Origin of the sequence: Treponema sp. UBA3813 (assembly GCA_002368605.1) — a bacterium.
Lineage (GTDB): Bacteria > Spirochaetota > Spirochaetia > Treponematales > Treponemataceae > Treponema_D.
The window spans coordinates 16,154-31,640 of record DFEB01000072.1 but is presented as its reverse complement, the minus strand read 5'-3'; the positions used below and the strand labels follow the sequence as shown (position 1 = coordinate 31,640).

The 15,487-nt window shown below is 44.6% G+C and carries 12 protein-coding genes and 1 pseudogene; 12 read left to right on the top strand and 1 reads right to left on the bottom strand.

Translation table 11 applies throughout. The annotated features are described in order from the left end of the window. From B2089_RS10915 to B2089_RS10895, 5 genes and pseudogenes are all read left to right on the top strand, one after another. Positions 1-239: pseudogene (locus tag B2089_RS10915) on the top strand (2,3-bisphosphoglycerate-independent phosphoglycerate mutase); the annotation flags it as partial. 206 nt (positions 240-445) lie between these two features. After that, a complete protein-coding gene (locus tag B2089_RS10910) occupies positions 446-1,432 on the top strand; it encodes a hypothetical protein (protein ID WP_296324149.1) in 987 nt (328 codons plus the stop codon). Positions 1,433-1,512: 80 nt separating this feature from the next. Then, on the top strand, positions 1,513-1,653 hold the full coding sequence (locus B2089_RS10905; RefSeq protein ID WP_296687289.1) for a hypothetical protein: 141 nt from the start codon (positions 1,513-1,515) through the stop codon (positions 1,651-1,653). A gap of 71 nt (positions 1,654-1,724) precedes the next feature. Continuing rightward, positions 1,725-2,144 carry a large-conductance mechanosensitive channel protein MscL gene (gene mscL / locus B2089_RS10900; RefSeq protein WP_296324144.1) on the top strand — a complete coding sequence of 140 codons (420 nt, stop codon included), beginning with the start codon at positions 1,725-1,727 and terminating at the stop codon, positions 2,142-2,144. 56 nt (positions 2,145-2,200) lie between these two features. Continuing rightward, positions 2,201-4,960 (top strand): VIT domain-containing protein, encoded by a 2,760-nt coding sequence (locus tag B2089_RS10895; RefSeq protein ID WP_296324141.1) that lies wholly within the window; start codon positions 2,201-2,203, stop codon positions 4,958-4,960. Here B2089_RS10895 and B2089_RS10890 read toward each other — a convergent pair. Continuing rightward, a complete protein-coding gene (locus B2089_RS10890) occupies positions 4,938-6,188 on the bottom strand; it encodes an SLC13 family permease (protein WP_296324138.1) in 1,251 nt (416 codons plus the stop codon). The two genes, B2089_RS10895 and B2089_RS10890, sit on opposite strands and share 23 nt — an antisense overlap. Positions 6,189-6,329: 141 nt before the next feature. On the opposite strand from B2089_RS10890, the gene B2089_RS10885 reads away from it, so the two are divergent. The 7 genes from B2089_RS10885 to B2089_RS10855 all read left to right on the top strand — a co-directional run bounded on the left by B2089_RS10885 (position 6,330) and on the right by B2089_RS10855 (position 15,433). Next, entirely contained in the window at positions 6,330-7,061 is a 732-nt protein-coding gene (locus tag B2089_RS10885; RefSeq protein WP_296324133.1) for a zinc metallopeptidase, read from the top strand. Beyond that, on the top strand, positions 7,058-8,032 hold the full coding sequence (locus tag B2089_RS10880) for a DNA-methyltransferase (RefSeq protein WP_296324128.1): 975 nt from the start codon (positions 7,058-7,060) through the stop codon (positions 8,030-8,032). The genes B2089_RS10885 and B2089_RS10880 overlap by 4 nt, the downstream gene beginning before the upstream one ends. A gap of 279 nt (positions 8,033-8,311) precedes the next feature. Then, the gene (locus tag B2089_RS10875; RefSeq protein WP_296324125.1) at positions 8,312-9,586 is read left to right on the top strand and encodes an O-acetylhomoserine aminocarboxypropyltransferase/cysteine synthase family protein; all 1,275 of its coding nucleotides are present in this window, start codon (positions 8,312-8,314) and stop codon (positions 9,584-9,586) included. A 60-nt stretch (positions 9,587-9,646) separates the two neighbouring features. Then, positions 9,647-11,218: an extracellular solute-binding protein gene (locus B2089_RS10870; RefSeq protein ID WP_296324123.1), complete on the top strand. Its 1,572-nt coding sequence runs from the start codon at positions 9,647-9,649 to the stop codon at positions 11,216-11,218. Between the two features lie 89 nt (positions 11,219-11,307). Beyond that, the gene (gene fabF / locus B2089_RS10865; RefSeq protein ID WP_296324120.1) at positions 11,308-12,567 is read left to right on the top strand and encodes a beta-ketoacyl-ACP synthase II; all 1,260 of its coding nucleotides are present in this window, start codon (positions 11,308-11,310) and stop codon (positions 12,565-12,567) included. Positions 12,568-12,590: 23 nt separating this feature from the next. Then, a complete protein-coding gene (locus tag B2089_RS10860; RefSeq protein WP_296324118.1) occupies positions 12,591-14,093 on the top strand; it encodes a DUF3943 domain-containing protein in 1,503 nt (500 codons plus the stop codon). Positions 14,094-14,125: 32 nt separating this feature from the next. Then, positions 14,126-15,433, top strand: coding sequence for a pyridoxal-phosphate dependent enzyme (locus B2089_RS10855; protein ID WP_296324116.1), 1,308 nt, complete (start codon positions 14,126-14,128; stop codon positions 15,431-15,433). Positions 15,434-15,487: the final 54 nt, after the last annotated feature.

Genomic DNA, 15,487 nt, shown 5'->3' with positions numbered 1-15,487 from the left:
ACGAGCACGCAAAAGACGGTTCTGTAAAAATGGATAAATCTGGCGAGCCAAAAGCAAAGACCAGCCACAGCTTAAACCCGGTTCCGGGAATCATCTATGACCCGGAATACAAGGGCGAGTACGACAATACCAAGCTCAACGACGGTTTGGGAATCTCTTCTTGGCCTGCAACTCTTATGACACTCATGGGATTCGTTCCTCCAAGCGACTACGACAAGTCAATGGTCAACTTGAAGTAGCGCGGAAGGGCGAAAAGCCCGACCGCCGCGGAGTTTGTGTTTCGGCAGACTCAACAACCAAGCCTGTCGAAACCTGAGCGGCGGTTGCGCCCAAAAGATGAAAATATCTTACACTACAGCGCGGTACGGATGCCGCGTTGCTTTGAGAGTGAATAAATTCTGCGAGAACCGTTAGGTTCTCGTTACGACATGGAGGCCGAGTGTTTATGAAAAAATTTTTTCTTTCAGCTTTATTTTTCTTTGTTTTTGGATTTTCGCTTTTTTCGCAGTCGCTCATTCAGGCGGCGATGAACGACGATTTCAAGTCTTTCAGCAAAATCGTCTCTTCGGGGGCGGATTTTTCTCAAAAAAGTGAGCGCGGGCTTTCAGTTCAGCACTCTTTGGGCTATTTTTCGACGAAAAATTTCAAAAAAGCCTGCGCCCTGCTTGATTCAAAAGGCGTGAACCTCGATGAGCCGAACGAAGACAATCTTTCGCTTTTGCATTTGCTCGCCTATGCTTGCGATTACGATAAACTTTCGGTTTTGCTGAAATACAAGGTCGATGTGAACCGAAAATGCGCGGTGAACGGCTTTACGCCAATCGAAATGACGCAGTTCGCCACATTCAAATTCGTCACGAATCAAGATATTCCGAAAAATGCCCGCGAGAAAGCCGAGAAATGCAGGAATCTTCTTTTAAAAAACGGCTCTGAGCCTTTCAAATATTGTGAGCCAACTGTCAACAAGGTCGGGAATTTTGCTTTTTGTCTTTTTATGGCAGCGAATACGCTTGAGCCGTTCATTTCATTTGATATGATGAATTCCAGCGACCTTTTTGAATTCTACGAGGAAAACGGTCAGCAGACTGCGAGCGTAAAATTTGATTTGATAGAAGCAGTTTTTAAAAATGTCGGCATTGACGCGGAAATCTCATCATTTTCAGATGAAAAAGTTTTTCCCGATAAAATCAAACTCGCAAATGATGCCGAAGAGCCGTACTTTTTGATTGCGCAGACAGCGAACAATCCAATTGCGCCTTATCAGTGGGTGTGCTTTAATTACGATTCAGAAAAACTGACAAAGGAAACGCCTCTTTCTGCCTCGAATCCCGACAAGACTTTTAGACAGGTCTCTTTCAGAGTTGGTGATATAAGCCAATTGATTTTGATAAAAGTTAATGATTTTTTTCAAATAGAAAAAAATGTGCAATAATCCCGTTTTTGCGGGCAATTGCTAGACGAAACAATCTTTTTTCTGATATAATATCTCTACATTTTTTCAAGGAGAATCCTATGAGACTTGCACGACGCTTCAGACCATTGGTCAGCAACAAAACAACCCGCGCTAACAGCAAAAAACAGTCAAAAAGACTTGCTGCTAACTATGCGCTTCTCGCTTCTTTGGCGGCAACTGATTCTAAATCAAAAAATTAATTTTGAATCATTGATTTTCCCCACGATTATGTGGGGCATTTTTTTATAATCGATTTTTTAAGGAGTACAACATGGCTAGCATTAAAGACGGATTGGGAGCAACAACAAAAGAACTTGGCGCTTTCAAAAAATTCATTTCTCGCGGAAATGTCGTTGACATGGCTGTCGGTGTTATCATCGGCGGTGCATTCGGTAAAATCGTCACAAGCTTGGTAAATGACATCGTTATGCCTCTTATCGGTCTTGCCTTGGGTAAAATCAACTTTGCGGATCTTAGCGTAAAAATCGGTGAGTCAGAAATCAAATACGGTGCTTTCATCCAGACCGTCCTTGACTTTATCATCGTTGCTTTCTGTATTTTTGTTGTAATCCAGATTTTTGAAAAATTCAAAAAGAAGGAAGAGGCAAAACCCGAAGAAACTCCCGCAATCGTCAAGTCAGACGAGGCTATTTTGCTGGAAGAAATCAGGGATTTGCTCAAAAACAAATAATCTGTCTTTGATGACACTTTTCTGAAACCAACTTTAAAGAGCGCGGTTTTTATTGCATGAAGAAATTGAATTCTTGCGTAAAAAACGCGCTCATTTTTTTATTCCTCACGATTTTTGGTCTTTCGCTCACCCATGGCGAAAATCTTTCAAAAAATGTAAAAATCAAAATCACGGGGCAAGAATCAAAGGAAAATCCCGTCCATCTCACGCTTGCCTCTAAAGAGTCAAAAATCATCGGCAACATAAAAATCACCACCATGAATTTGATTGTGGCCAACGAGAGCGACAGAATCCTTGAAGGAGAATTGGAATTCCCCCTTGCTGAGGGCGAGTCTGTCATCGGCTACGCGATTGATGTGAATGGAAAGCTTCGTCAGGGCGTGGTGGTCGAAAAGGACAAGGGGCGGCAGGTTTTCGACTCGATTGTCCGTCAGGGAATTGACCCCGGCCTAATCGAAAAAACTAATGGCAATAATTTCAAAACCCGCATTTATCCTATCCCTGCAAAGGGCTTAAGGCAGGTTCAGATTGTAGTTCAGGGCGGCGTAAAGGAAAAATCTGAGCGAAAGGAAGGGCTTTTTGCCGAAACGATTGGAAAAGACACCTTCTTCTATTATAATCAGCCTCTTTCTGCCAGTGAAAGATTAAAAAAACTTCCCAAAAGTCTTACTGTCTGCTGGGACATCTCTTCCAGTGGCGAAAATCGGAATCTTACTGCGGAAATTGATTTTCTCAAAGCCTATATCAAAAAACTGGATTCTCCCACAGTGGCCTTTTATCCTTTTGCCAATGAGATTCACGCGGGGCATGTTTTTGAAATAAAAAGCGAGAAAAATCTTTCTGACTTGGAAGCCTTCATCAAAAATCTTCAATACGATGGGGCTACGAATCTGGGCTATGACTGGCGGAATTTCGGCGGAGAAGAAATCCTTGTTTTTACAGACGGATTGGGAAATTGGAGTGACGGCAAGGCAGAAGTCGGTAATGCTGGGGCTGGGGCTTTAGTTTACACCATAAATTCTTCTTCTTCCGCTGACCACGCATGGCTTTCTTCTCTCGCGCAAAAAAATGGCGGGCTTTATGTGAACCTTTCGGAAAATGTAAAAATCGAAGAAAAACTTTCCCTCATGCTGGCAGAACCCTACCGCCTTATCCGCGCTGAATATGACTCAAAGGCTGTGGGTGAACTTTATCCCGAAGAAGGAAGCCCTGTTTCCGGTGATTTTAATCTTACTGGGCTTTTAAAGAAAAAATCGGCTCAAGTAAAATTGTATTTCGGGCATGGAAATTCAATCGAAGAGAGCGTGACCGTAAAAGTGAGCGCAAGCGACGGAATCGAAAGCGATTATGTCGCCCGCCAGTGGGCTTCTGAGAAAATCGCCGCCCTTTCCAAAAATTATGACAAAAATAAAGAGGAAATCATCTCGCTGGCAAAGAAATTCTCTGTCGTCACCAAGGACACTTCCCTTATCGTGCTGAAAAATGCCAGCGATTATGCCCGCTACGGAATTCATCCGCCAAAAGATGACAAAGATTTGTGCTCGGAATACGAAAAAATCATTGCAAGGCAGGGAAATTCAAATGTAAAGCCGGTGGATTCATCGTCAAAGCATGAAATTCCCAAATCAGTTTACGAAACTTTCAAAGAATTCAAAAAATGGTGGAATACCAGCCTGGAGGAATTCAAAAAGATAAAAGAAAATAATGATAAGGGAGGAATTATCAGACCTCTCAGGGCGATGGAGCTTATGGAAGCCGCTCCTGCTGGAATCGAGGGGCAAACTCCGCCAGTTTATTCAGATATGGCAAATGTCGTTGGACGATCTAGGTCACAATCGCTCTCCCGTGAGGCTGCTCCTATGGCAGAAAAATCTCTCGGCGGCGAAAATTCTTCTTCGGCGGAGGCAAAAATTTTCTTACAGGCATGGTCTCCTGACGCGGATTACCTAAAAATCCTCAAAAAAACGGCGACTGAAAAAATGTACGAAAAATATCTGGAGCTAAAAAAATCTTATGGCTCTTCACCGGCTTTTTATATGGAAGTTTCTGATTATTTTGCCGAGGAAGACTTGGAGAGCCAGTCACTAAGAATCCTCTCAAATCTTGCCGAGCTGAATCTTGAGAACACAGACTTGCTTCGTGCCCTTGCGAACAAGCTGGTGGAGCGAAAAAAATATGCCCTTGCCATTCCTGTATTTGAAAAACTTGTCGCTCTTAAAGGTGAAATTCCCCAGTTCTACCGGGATTTGGGAATGGCTTATTATATGGCGGGGGAGGCTCAAAAGTCGGTGGATACCCTTTATTCTCTCGTTTACAAAAAATGGGACGGACGCTTTGAGCAGGTTCAGCAGATTGCCCTCAACGACATGAACGCAATCATAGCCGACTGCCAGCGCAAAAAAATCAAGCTGGACACCAGCGAAATCGACAAAAAATTGATGGAAAATTTCGATGTGGATGTGCGGGTTATCCTCACATGGAACACGGACGACTGCGATGTGGATTTGTGGGTAACGGACTGCGATGGCGAAAAATGTTTCTACGGAAACCCAATCACCCGAAAGGGTGGCAGAATGAGCCGGGACTTTACCCAAGGCTACGGCCCGGAAGAATTCTGCATAAAGACGGCTCCTGGCGGAAAACTTAAAATCGAAGCCAATTATTTTGGAAATTACCAGCAGAAAGTCTTGCAGCCGGTGACGGTTCAGGCCGAAGTCTACACGAATTTCGGCAGAGCGAATCAAAAGCGGGAAGTCCTCACCCTCCAGCTCAATGATGTGAAGGGAACTTTCCTTATTGGGGAGGTAGAATTGTAATCAGGGAGAGCTGGGGCAAAAACACAATCGCAAAGAAAAGAAGGCTTATCCAGGTGAAAGTTTTGATGAATTCAAAGGCTTTGCCTGGATATTCTCTTATATAAAGGCGAAGATTTATGACGCTGGCAAGGCTTCCGATAATCGAGCAAAGACCTGCGCTGTCCAGACCGTACAAGAGGGCGCGAAGATTTGTTGAGAAAGGATAAAGCACGATGCTGGCCGGAACATTTGAAATGGCCTGACTGAGCAAAATGCTCCACAAATATTCATGGCCTGCCACTGATTTCTGCAAAAAGAGCGAAATGACCGGGTGACGGCAAATCGACGAGGAAAAAGTGAAAAAACAAAGGAAAGTTAAAAGAAGGACATAATCTGTTTTCAGAAGAATCTTCCTGTCGCCAATCAAAAGCGTGATAAAAACAAAAGCAAGCACAAAAGGATAATACCGAGTCCGGCTAACAATCGAAGCCACCACAATCAAAAAAAGAATCTGATACATGATTTTTCTGGCAAGCAATCCCTTAGAAGCAACTTCACCGTCGCAAGAATCTTTCGCACAAGAAGAAACATAATCTGTGGATTTTATTTCTTTCCTATACAAAACAAAAATAAAAAGCAAGAGCAGCCCCGCGCTGAAAATCCAAAGGGGCGACATCATCTTTAAGAATTCCGGCGTAGAGATTCCGCTTTTCGCGTACAAAAAGAGATTTTGCGGGCTTCCGAAGGGCGTTAAGAGTGAACCACGGATTGCGGCGATGTTCTCAAAAGTCAGGACCGGAAGGATGTATTTTTCCTTGCCGGCGGAACGGAAGAGAATAATCGTAAGGGGAACGAAAATAATCAGGGAGACATCGTTGGTGACGAACATTGAAGTGAAAAAAACTCCGAAGACGAGAAAGACCGTAAGCGTTTTTATAGAAGAAATTTGCCTTGCCCTGCGCAAAATCGGCTCAAAAATGTTCTCGCTTTTAAATCCTTCAAGAACCGAAAGCAGCATGAAAAGCGTGGCGAGGGTGCGCCAGTTGATGTCGTGAAGCAACTCTGCTGAAGGCGGCGTGATAAAAAGTGAAAGCAGGGCCGCCAAAAGGGAGACCGAGAGCATTATGTCTTTTTTAAAGAGATTTTTTAACCATACAGTGAATTTGACCATGAAGAGATGATAGCAGGAAATCAAGAAAATGAAAACGAGAGTCTTTGGGCTCTGAGCCTTTTTCGGTAAGCTACTCATACTCCCTCGACAGCACGGATGAACACGGATTTGTATTTGCGAAGGGCTTTTCAAATACAATCTGCGTCTATCCGCGTTAATCCGCGTTAATCCGCGTCTAATTTTATTGCATATTGCTCCTTGCTTATTTATAATTACCCTATGTATTACGGAATTGATTACACTTATTTGATTTTTGCCTTGCTGGCTTTGCTTTTGGGGCTTTGGGCTTCCTCGGCGGTTAAGTCTCGCTTTGCAAAATATGACCGCGTGCAGACTAAGCGGGGAGTTACCGGAGCCCAAGCCGCTGCAATTCTGCTGCGTGCCAACGGAATCACTGATGTTAAAATCCAGCACATTCACGGAAATCTTACTGACAATTACAATCCTACAACGAAAATCTTGAGCTTGAGTGACGCGACTTATGCCAGCTCTTCTATCGCGGCGGTGGGCGTTGCGGCTCACGAGACAGGGCACGCCATTCAGCACAATGTGGGCTATTTTCCCCTTAATTTCCGCCGGAGCCTTGTTCCTGTGGCAAATCTAGGCTCTCGGCTCGGTCCTCTGCTGGTTCTTTTGGGAATCGGTTTTGGTTATTCGGCTCAGGCTGAGCAATATCTTCCCGTGATGCAACTTGTCACTGATATAGGCCTGCTTTTGTTTGCTGGGGCGACTCTTTTTTATCTTGTCACCTTGCCGGTTGAGTTCGACGCTTCCTGGCGGGCGCTTAAAATCCTCAAAGAAGCCAATGTTTTTGTTGATGATGAGGAAATCGCCGGCGCACGGAATGTTTTGTGGGCTGCGGCCATGACCTATGTGGCCAGTGCTTTAAGCGCAATCGCTTCCTTTGTACGGATTCTTATGATTTCTCAGCGTGGAAGACGGCGACGATGAAAGAAAAAGCCCCGCGTAACAGAACTCTTACCCTTGAAGAATCTGAAATTCCTCTCCTTAAAAAAGAAGTCCTTACAATAGAAGATTTGTCTTCTTTTTCCGAGGAGGAATCTTCCGGCCTTATCTCAAAAATCCTCAATAAGACGATAAATGCTGACTTGATGGTGGCTCTTCCCTTATTGCCCGATGAATTCGCCGACCTTATCATCATCGATCCGCCCTATAATCTCACGAAAAGTTTTGGCGGCAAGGTTTTTAACGCCCGGTCGGAAGAAGCTTATGACGAGTATCTTGCGAGCTGGTTTCCTTTGGTCTGCAAAAAATTGAAGAAAAATGGCTCCCTTTACATCTGTGGCGACTGGAAATGCACTTCCTCATTACAAAGGGCTGTTCAGAAAGAGCTTACCGTTCTCAACCGAATCACATGGCAGAGAGAAAAGGGCAGGGGGGCGGCCTCAAACTGGAAAAACTCCATGGAAGACATCTGGTTTGCGGTCAAGAATCCCGATGATTACTATTTTGATGTGGAGTCCGTCAAGCAAAAGCGGCGGGTGATTGCCCCATACAAAGAAAACGGCCGGCCAAAAGACTGGGAAGAAAGCGATGAGGGCAATTTCCGCCTCACTTATCCGGGTAATTTCTGGGATGACATTTCCATTCCCTTCTGGTCAATGCCAGAAAACACCGACCATCCCACGCAAAAGTCAGAGAAACTTTACGCCAAGCTGATTCTGGCAAGTTCCCGTCCTGGAGACCTGGTTTTTGATCCTTTTCTTGGAAGCGGAACTGCCAGCGTGGTGGCAAAAAAACTTGGCCGCTCTTTTTTGGGAGTTGAGCTGAGCGAAGAATATTGCCTTTACGCCCAAAAAAGGCTCAATCGTGCCGAAGAAGACAAGTCGATTCAGGGCTATCGCGATGGAGTTTTTTGGGAGCGGAATACGCTCGCCGAACAGAAAAGACAGTCTGTGTAATCTATGTTACAGGGCAAAGACATTTTATTTTTCTTTTGTTAAAAATAGCGCGAAGAAGTGAAACGGCTTACGAAAACACTTGTTTTGTGCTGCCGCGTGAGCGGCAAATGTATATAGTTACAAGCACAAAACGAGTGTAGCATGCTAGCATGCGGTTTCGATAAACCGTTTTCACGACTGGGAGCTATTTTTAGGAAAGGCGGTTTATAATGTCTTTTCCCTGTATCTGTGGTTTATTATTTTTGTGTTTTATCATAAAATAACTTTACGAGGAAAAAAATGGAAAACGCAACAAAATGCATTCACTCAGGCTACACGCCAAAAAACGGCGAATCTCGCATGATTCCGATTATTCAGTCAACGACTTTCAAATACGACACAAGCGAGGACATGGGAAAACTCTTCGACCTTGAGGCTTCGGGTTACTTCTACACCCGCTTGCAGAATCCGACAAACGACATGGTTGCCGCAAAAATCTGTGCCCTTGAGGGGGGAAGCGCGGCTATGCTCACATCCAGCGGTCAGGCGGCAAACTTCTTCGCTGCCTTCAACATTGCTTCTAACGGAGACCACATCGTCGCTTCAAGCTCTATTTACGGCGGAACTTTCAATCTTTTCAATGTGACCATGCGCAAAATGGGTGTTGATTTTACTTTCATTTCCCCGGACGCAAGTGACGAAGAAATTCAGGCGGCTTTCAAGCCCAACACAAAGGCTGTTTTTGGCGAGACAATAGCAAATCCTGCCCTTACGGTCTTTGACATCGAGCGATGGGCAAAAATCGCCCACAAAAACGGCGTTCCCCTCATCGTGGACAACACTTTTGCCACGCCGATTAACTGCCGTCCCTTTGAATGGGGAGCTGACATCGTAACTCACTCAACCACAAAATACATGGACGGTCACGACGCCACGGTCGGCGGCTGTATCGTGGACTCAGGCAAATTTGACTGGATGGCTCATGCCGAAAAATTCCCCGGTCTCTGCACTCCTGACGAAAGCTACCACGGAATCACCTACGCCACAAAATTCGGCAAGGAAGGAGCTTTCATCACAAAATGCACCGCCCAGCTCATGCGGGATTTTGGCTCGATTCCTTCCCCTATGAACGCATACATGCTCAATCTTGGACTTGAATCTTTGCCAGTCAGAATGAAGCAGCACTGCGCAAACGGTCAGGCCGTGGCAGAATTCTTGGAAAGCCACAAAAATGTCGCTTGGGTAAATTACCCCGGCCTTAAAAGCAACAAATATCACGACCTGGCTCAGAAATATATGCCAAATGGAACTTGTGGTGTCGTTTCTTTTGGCGTAAAAGGCGGACGGGCTGCCGCAGAAAAATTCATGAAGCACTTAAAGCTTGCCATGATTGCGACCCACGTCGCAGATGCCCGCACTTGTGTCCTTCATCCGGCTTCGGCAACTCACCGTCAGCTTACCGATGAAGAGCTTGTCGCCTGCGGAGTCGGGCCTGATATGGTTCGTTTTTCTTGCGGAATCGAAGCTACCGAGGACATTATCGCTGATTTAAAACAGGCATTGGATTCAATCTAATCTTGCTTTTATTCAATTTCTCGCCGATAATATATAGAAGTAAGTAAAAAGGATTTATCCATGAAAAAATTTGCAAAAATCATTTCTTTATTTTTGGTTACAGGTGTTTTGCTGACTGCTTGTGAACGAATCGATATTGAGGGTATTGGAGAACTTAACCAGATTGAATTATGGTATAGTCCGTACTCAAGCGACGCTGCACCTCTTCCTCATGATAGTGTTCTTATTGACCATGTTGAAAAAGACTTGGGTATTTCTCTTGTAACAGTACCTCTTCCTTCAAACAAAGATGAACAGACCGAAATGATTATGGAAGCTGCCCGTACAAATTCTCTGCCTGATATTTTTATGGTAAACCGTGATGTTCTGAGTACGCTTGTAAAAGAGAACAAGGTTGCGCGAGTTGATTCATTGTATCCGCTTATGCCTGAGCGCACTGCAATGATGTATGATGAGACCGCTCGGCTTTCTTCTTCTTTTGATGGCGTTTCTTATGGTCTTTCACAGTCAGGGTCGGTTGACCGAAACGAAGGCATCCTTATCAGAAAGGACTGGCTTGATAAACTCGGTCTTTCTGTTCCTGTAACTATTGATGACTTCTATAATGTCATGAAAGCTTTCACTGTAAGTGATCCTGATGGCGATGGTATTGCTAATACTTACGGATACGGTGCTTACATTGACATTCGTGCAATCGAAGACGGCTTGGGCTGTCGTTTTGCTCCTTTCTTTGGTGCTTTCGGTGTAGAAGGAACTTTTAATGCGAGCAAATCAAATCCAGGCTTGAACATTCATAAACCGGAGTATTTGCAGGCTTTGGAATATCTTCACAAGTTGGTTGAGGAAAGGGTTATTGATCCGGGCTGGGCTACATATAGCAAAAATGATTTCCGTGCCGCATGGAAAGCTGGCAGGTTCGGTATGATGCGTGAACAGAATGCGGCTTTTGCTCTTGAATCAAATTATAAAGATTTTGATGAAAAATATCCTTATGGTGAGTGGATTTTGATTAATCCTCCTGTTGGTCCGGAAGGCAAATCATCTGTTGGTGCTTATGCTCCTGGATACCGAACTTATGCTGTTTCTCGCCGTGCTCAGGAACTTGGAAAATTACCTGTCATTGCTCGTCTGCTTGAATGGATGAGCACTGACGGTTACACAATTGTTGCCTACGGAGAAGAAGCCGTAAACTATATGCTTAATGATGAAGGTAAAGTCACGACCGAAGGCTTGCCTAATCCTGATTTTGCATATACTCAAAAAGCTGCTGCGCCTTTGCTTCAGCTTCGAAATCTTGTTTTTTATAATAGCAATGAAGAGCTGGAATCTCGCTATCCAACATGGCATACAAAAACTGGAAAAGAGATGAGTGCCTTTAAGATTCTCCGCCAAATGCAGAAATGTCCATGGACTCTTGCAGTGAACATTCCAGGAATTTCAAAGGAATTAAAAGATTTCTATGAAGACGGAGTCCGTGATTTTGTAAGTGGCCGCCTCGAATTAAAGAATTGGACACTGTGGCTTAAAGAATTTGATGAAAAAGGTGGTGCTGATTGGGAACGGCGCTGCCTTTTGTATGCAGAGGAAAATAGTCTCCTGCTTGATGACAACAAGCGCATTTCAAAAGATTAAAAACTCTTGCCGATGACATAATCAGCAATTTCTAGTATACTGTCCGCAATATCTATTGTATTGTGGATATTTTTTTTAGAGGGGATTTTATGTCACGACGAAGAGTAGTTATTACGGGGTTGGGAGTTGTTTCTCCTGTTGGAAATACAGTTGAAGAGACTTGGAATAGTGTAAAAAACGGAAAGTGTGGAATATCAAACATCACGCTTTTTGATCCAAGCCGTCTTTCGGTAAAAATCGCCGCAGAAGTAAAAGATTTTGACATTACAAAATATGGAATCGATTCAAAAGCCACACGGAAAATGGCTCGGTTTTCAAAATTCTGTTTGGCGGCAAGCGCACAGGCAATTGCTGATTCAGGATATACTGGCGAAACGCTCAAAAGCGAAAAAATGGGCGTTATGGTTGGCTGCTGTTTAGGCGGAATCGACGCGACTGAAGCTGGCTTTGTCAAATTCTGTGATCCTGCTGCAGGACCTGACAGGCTTCCCCCTCTCACGACCCCACTGATGATTTCAAATGAAGCGGCCGCAAATGTAAACATTTACTACGGATTTCAGGGGCTTTCATGGACAATTAACACGGCATGCGCTTCAGGCACGGATTCTCTTGGGCTTGCGACAGATTTGATTCGTTCTGGCCGTTGTGATGTAATGCTTGCAGGCGGGACTGAGGCCGCAATCTCTGAGTTTTCAATCGCAACATTCGTTAAGTTGCAGGCTTTGGCCTCAAAATTCAACGATTGTCCTCAAAAGGCGAGCCGCCCCTTTGACCGTGACCGTGACGGCTTTGTTATGGCAGAAGGTTCGGCAATGTTCATCCTTGAAGAGTATGAGCACGCAAAGGCACGCGGGGCAAAAATCTACGCTGAGGTCGCAGGCTTTGGTTCAAGTTGTGACGGCTACCACATCACCGCACCTCTCAAGGACGGAAGTGGCGCGGCCCTTGCTGTAAAAGCAGCCCTTGATGACGCTGGAATTTCACCGGCCGATGTCCAGTATTACAATGCTCACGGAACCTCAACTCATGCAAATGATGTTGGCGAAACAGCCATGCTCAAACTTGCTTTCGGTGAAGAAAATGCAAAAAAATTGCACATTTCATCAACAAAAAGCATGACCGGTCACTTGGTAGGTGCTGCTGGAGCAATCGAAGCGCTTTTCTGTGTCAAGGCAATCAACGAGGGCTTCATTCCCCCCACAATCAATATCGAAAATCAGGATGTCGAAGGTGGCTGTGACTTGGATTACACACCAAACAAGGGCGTAAAGTGTGATGTCACTGTGGCAGCGAGCGCAAGTTTGGGCTTTGGCGGTCACAATGGCTGCATCATCATCAAGAAAATATAAAAGTGAAAATCGGATATTCTAAAATGAAAAAATTCTTTTCTCTATTCTTATTTTTAATCTTTATTTCAAATTCTCTTTTGTGGGCGCAATCGTCTGATTCTGACATAACATTTTCTCCCCAGGCGGCAACAAGCTCTTCTTCCGGTTGGCTCCACGAGAATGACGGCAAAAAGCATTATTTTACGGCGATTGGAGGTATGCTTTTTTTTAATCTGGGCTTGTCGTCTTATAACAGATGGTGTCTCGGTTCTGCATGGGCGCAGACTGGCTGGAATGAGTGGGGGCACTTTTGGGAAAGAGAGATGAAATATGACTGCGATTGGTATTGGACAAATTATGTTCTTCATCCTTATCAGGGAAGCCTTTACTATATGTCTGCCCGCGGCTCGAACCTCAACTATTTTGAATCTTTCGGCGTTACTTTGCTTGGTTCTGCCATTTGGGAATATTTGTGTGAGACGAATGCACCGTCAACCAACGACATGATTTACACGACCGTGGGATCTTTTGCTGTGGGTGAAATGCTTTACCGTCTTTCTTTGGAAGCTGATGAAGTTTCAAGTCTTCTCGGTTTTGCCATTAACCCTATGCGCTTATGGACTCAGGGCTGGACTCGGCAAAAACCACTGGGAACGACTGGTAATATCCATGAATTGAGCGTAAAATTCGGCGGCGGCACGACACGGACTCACACAGAAATAATTAATGCGCCTGTTTTTGAAGGTCTTTACAAAGAAAATGAAGTTTTCCCGGCTTTTGGTTCTGTTATGATCTGCGTTGTTTACAATGATCCTTACGGTCATGATTCAAATTCTCCTTATTCTCAGTTTGAACTTGATTTTGGCGCTTCTGTTGGTGCTGGTTCTGGAGAGGGAGCTGATTGTGCTTATTCTGACATCGACAAAAATTTCATGTATCATATTAGAATTAATAGCAACGGTTTGCTTTTTTCTCGTGCTCCAAAGATTTCCGAAAACATTGACACTACACTCGGTCTTGCGATGGAATACAATTTTGACTGGCATCAATTTTATCAGTTATCATCTCTCGGTCCGGGGCTTGCAATCAAGCAAAGATTACGATTTGAGCATTCCGACTTTGAGTGGCAGCTTCATGGAGCATGGAATGCACTTGGTACCACCGATTATTATTACTATCACCGAAAATCGCTTAATGTTCTTCCCGCTGATGTAGGCGTCTTCCGTACTTACAATATGACTACAGGCCCTATGGCGGTTGTAAAAATGCGCTACATTAACGAAAAAGGCTCGTCAATAAATTTCGGCTTCCAGGGATATGCAATGTATGATTTTTACAATCAGCTTCAAGACGATGTGCCGGCTTCATCGAGCGGCTGGGAATGGATTGGGCTTGCAAACGCCAGCGCAGAACTTGCCGTCTCAAAAAGCGTCCGCATAGGTCTTTCTGATGAAGTGTATGTAAAACGGGCATTCTATAAAAAAGTTCCAGATGTTTTTCAGTTTGTAAACACAGCAAGCGCATACGCACGATTGCAACTTAAATAATTTATTTTCAAGAATAGGGCAGGGGGGAAATAATGAAATTAAACAGCACGCGGAATTCTTCAAACAAGGTAAATTTCTATAACGCTGTACTCGATTGTATGCCAATCGATGGCGGCTTGTATATTCCAGAAGATTTCGCCGACTTGCGAAAGTGGCTTTTGTACACAAACGAAAAAACGACTTTTTCAAGCATTGCCGGAGCCCTTACATCTGCCTGCATAAACGACGAATTTTCTCCTATTATCTGTGAAACGATTGCGACAAAGGCTTTTCCTTTCTCGCCGAAAGTCCGTCGCCTTGATAACAATCTTTTTGCGCTGGAGTTGTATCACACTCCCACGGGAAGCCATAAAGATTTCGGCATTTCTTATCTCGTTAATTCTCTTGAAACTATGCTCACAATGAATGGCGAGACGGCTACTTTTTTGGACGCCACAGTTGGTGAATTGGGAGCCAGCCTTGCCCGCGCCATCCGGGGGAAAAAGCACTTGAAGGCTGTTTTGCTTTATCCGCGGGGATTTGTGCGTGGCCTTGAAGAATCAGATTTTGTCTGGAACGGGGGAAATGTCCTCCCAATCGAGGTTGACGGAACTGAGCATAATTGTCATGAAATTGTCCGGGAGATTTTTGCTGACCATGCCTTTGTTGAAAAGTATCATCTTACGGTGGCGAACACGGCGAATATCGGACGGCTTATGCCCCAGATGTTTTTCTATCCCTATGCCTTCAGCCGAATTAAAAATCAAGTGAACGGCGATATTTTTTATGCCATGCCCTGCGGAAATTACTCAAATCTTGTTGCGGGCCTGTATTCCTGGCGACTTTCCCTTCCGTTGAACGGCTTTATCTGCCCCACAACAGATGAGATTAAAGTTGATTTGGCAGGAAACTGTGAGATTATGGACAGTATCGTTGAGCTTGAAAAACGCGGGAATGCTGATCCTGCAAGCCCCTCAAATCTTGAGCGATTGGAAGAGATTTTTGGAACGAGTGCCCTTATGCTCAGGCATTTTATCTATCCGGCACAAGTTTCTTCCGAAGAAGCGGATGAGGCCTGTCGAAAATTGTTTAAGGATTACAATGTCTATGCTGATAAATCAACGAGTCAGGCTTATGCCGCCGCTCTTAAGCGAAAAGAAGTCATTGACGAAGATGATGCCAGCCTTGTGCTTGTAATGCGAGATCATCCTGCCCTAAAAGCAGAATATATCCGTCACACGCTGGGAGAAGCGCCGGAAATGCCAGAGAGAATTGCAGAGGCTCTGCGTCACACAAGCGTTGACCGCCCTTGTGCAGCAACGGCCGAGGAAGTTTTGCTCACAATGGCCGATGAATTATAAAAAGGGAGAAGTCTCTCCCTTCGCCCGCACTTCGTTGTGGGCTACCCACTCTCC

What these genes read in the sequence shown, in the direction of transcription:
- B2089_RS10895 (WP_296324141.1), top strand. Translation starts at nt 2,201, where the DNA reads ATGAAGAAATTGAATTCTTGCGTAAAAAACGCGCTCATTTTTTTATTC.
- B2089_RS10860 (WP_296324118.1), top strand. Translation starts at nt 12,591, where the DNA reads ATGAAAAAATTCTTTTCTCTATTCTTATTTTTAATCTTTATTTCAAAT.
- B2089_RS10890 (WP_296324138.1), bottom strand. Translation starts at nt 6,188, where the DNA reads ATGAGTAGCTTACCGAAAAAGGCTCAGAGCCCAAAGACTCTCGTTTTC.
- B2089_RS10855 (WP_296324116.1), top strand. Translation starts at nt 14,126, where the DNA reads ATGAAATTAAACAGCACGCGGAATTCTTCAAACAAGGTAAATTTCTAT.
- B2089_RS10910 (WP_296324149.1), top strand. Translation starts at nt 446, where the DNA reads ATGAAAAAATTTTTTCTTTCAGCTTTATTTTTCTTTGTTTTTGGATTT.
- fabF (WP_296324120.1), top strand. Translation starts at nt 11,308, where the DNA reads ATGTCACGACGAAGAGTAGTTATTACGGGGTTGGGAGTTGTTTCTCCT.
- B2089_RS10875 (WP_296324125.1), top strand. Translation starts at nt 8,312, where the DNA reads ATGGAAAACGCAACAAAATGCATTCACTCAGGCTACACGCCAAAAAAC.
- B2089_RS10870 (WP_296324123.1), top strand. Translation starts at nt 9,647, where the DNA reads ATGAAAAAATTTGCAAAAATCATTTCTTTATTTTTGGTTACAGGTGTT.
- mscL (WP_296324144.1), top strand. Translation starts at nt 1,725, where the DNA reads ATGGCTAGCATTAAAGACGGATTGGGAGCAACAACAAAAGAACTTGGC.
- B2089_RS10885 (WP_296324133.1), top strand. Translation starts at nt 6,330, where the DNA reads ATGTATTACGGAATTGATTACACTTATTTGATTTTTGCCTTGCTGGCT.
- B2089_RS10905 (WP_296687289.1), top strand. Translation starts at nt 1,513, where the DNA reads ATGAGACTTGCACGACGCTTCAGACCATTGGTCAGCAACAAAACAACC.
- B2089_RS10880 (WP_296324128.1), top strand. Translation starts at nt 7,058, where the DNA reads ATGAAAGAAAAAGCCCCGCGTAACAGAACTCTTACCCTTGAAGAATCT.